Here is a 2,526-nt window from a genome sequence, read left to right as displayed (position 1 = left end):
AGCGCGACGTTGCCCGCGAACGAGCCGGACAGGACGCGGGGGACCTGGGCGACATGGGAGACACGGGCGGGCCGCAACTGGGCCTGCGGGTCGTGGACGGGGTCACCGTTCCACCGGATCTCGCCGGTGCTGCTCACCAGGCCCGCCAGTGCCGACAGCAGACTGGACTTGCCCGAGCCGACCTGGCCGAGCAGCAGCACCAGCTCACCCGAGCGAACCGTCAGGTCGACGTCCTGGACGCCGAGGGTGCCGTCGTCGTGCACCGCACAGAAACCGTGCAGCGACAGCTCGCGGAGCGGGTCGCGCTGCGGCGTCGCCGGCGCCGGCGAGGTGCCGGCGACCATGTCGACGCCCGGCGGCAGGTGCATGAGGTCGCCGCCGCCGGCCAGTGCGCTGGTCGCCTCCATCCACGCTCGCACGCCCGGGGCCTCGGTGACCACCGAGCCCGCGACGCGGCCGAACCAGTCGAAGCCGCTGACGGCGTTGGCCACGAGCAACGCGGTGGCGAGCTCCCACTGACCGGTCAGCAGGCCGACCCAGGCGGCGACGACACCGCACTGGACCATCACGACGGGCACGCCGTCGAGCAGGGCCTGGACCCGGTGCTCGCGCACGGCCGCCTCGACCCGACCCGCGTCGACCTGCCGCAGGTGCTCGTGCACCGACGGCGTGGCGGCGGCGAGCTTGACGGTGCGGACCGACTCGAGGGCGCTCACCAGCGAGCGGCCGAAGCCGGCCCGGGCCGTCGACGAGGCGGCGGCCGAGCGCCCGGCCACCCGCCGTCCGAACGACGACGCCACCGCCGAGGCGACCATCACCGCGAGCAGCACCATGCCGGCCAGCCACGTGCCGGCGATGATCGCGGTGACCAGGACGATGACGAGCCCRTTGATGAAGTCGACCCACCGGTCGGCGTACCGGGCGAGGCGGTCGGCGTCCATGGTGCGGGCCACGACCTCGCCCGGGGGCGTGCGCTCCAGCCGGTGCTGCGAGGTCTGGCCGTGCAGCACGGACAGGCGCACCCGCAGGCGCACGGAGATCCACCAGCGCGGGTAGGTGCGGAAGGCCTGGGAGAGCAGCAGCGGGCTCACGAGCAACGAGACCACGAGCGCCACGGTGAGCCCGACCGGGACCTGACCGTCCTGGAGTGCGGTGACCGCCAGTCCCCAGACCCAGCCGGTCAGGGCGCCGAAGGCGCCGGTGAGCGCGGAGAGGAGGAAGAGAAACATGCCGAGCAGGCCCCACCGCGGCTCGATCGTGAGCGCGCTCCACGTCGCCCGGGTGAGGCTGGGCGCGGGTCGGACCTCCGGGCGCGGCGGGGGAGTCGTGGACCGTCGGACCGACCCGATGGCGCTGTCGTCGTGGTGGTGCTCCTCGACGACGGGCTCGTGCGCGGAGGCGCGGAGCAGGTCGCGGAACGGGCCGTCGTCGACGGCCAGCCGCTCACGGGGACCGCGCTGGACGACGCGCCCCGACTCGAGCACGGCCACCTGCTCGGCGCGACGCGTGGTCGAGAGCCGGTGGGCGACCAGGATGCCGGTGCGCCCGGAGATCAGCCGCTCGGCGGCGCGCACGACCCGCGCCTCGGTGACCGGATCCATCCGGGCGGTGGCCTCGTCGAGCACCACGACCCGGACGTCGCGCACCAGCAGCCGCGCGAAGGCGACCAGCTGCTCCTCGCCGGCCGACAGGCTCGTGCCACCGGGGCCGAGGGTCGTGTCGAGCCCCTCGGGCAGGCCCGCCACCCAGTCCGACAGACCGAGCTCGGTGACCGCGGCCTCGACCTCCTCACGCGGGTGCGGACCGAAGAGGGTGATGTTGTCCGCCAGGCTGCCGGCGAGGATCTCGGTCCGCTGGGTGACCACACCGACCGCCGCCCGGAGGGCTTGGAGGTCGAGCTCGAGGACGTCGGTGCCACCGAGCAGGACGGTGCCGGGCTCCGGCTCCGCGGCCCGGGACAACAGCGACGCCAGCGTCGACTTGCCCGAGCCCGTGCGGCCGACGAGCGCGCACGTGTGGCCGGCGGGGACGAGGAGATCGACGTCGCGCAGCGCGAACGTGCCGGCATCGTAGGAGAAGTGCAGGTCGCGGAACTCCACGTCGAGCGCTCCGGACGGCAGCGGGAGCCCACCGGTCGGCTCGGCACGCGCGGCCAGCATGCCCCGCAGCCGCAGCACCGCGCCGAAGCCCTCCTGGAGGTCGGGCAGGTGCCGGGCGAGCATGTCGACCTGACCGACGAACTGGGTGGTCACGAGGAAGAGCGTCACGAGGGCAGCGGTCGACAGGTCACCGTTCGAGACGAGGGCGATCCCCAGGACCCCGGTGCCGGCCAGGACGCTCGCCAGCAGCGTGCCGCTGCGCCGCGTGATCCGGGCCTCCACGGCCAGCACCGCGTCGAGCGCGCGGTGCACCGCGGCGGCCACCCGTGCGTTGCGGCGCAGGACGTAGGCCTGGCCGAGACTCGTGCGCAGGTCGTCGCGCGCGGCCACGCCCTCCTCGGTGGCGGCAGCGTGGTCGGTCCAGGCG

Annotated in this window: 1 protein-coding gene; it reads right to left on the bottom strand. The window is 74.6% G+C overall.

The genetic code is table 11. From position 1 onward, the window contains the following. Nucleotides 1–2,526 (bottom strand): ATP-binding cassette domain-containing protein (locus tag ACXJKL_RS19205; RefSeq protein ID WP_457208601.1); only part of this gene is annotated, 2,526 nt, incomplete at both ends.

Source organism: Nocardioides sp. P5_C9_2 (genome assembly GCF_054049555.1).
Note: the sequence above shows the minus strand (reverse complement) of the source record. Positions and strands in the feature narration are given on the sequence as shown.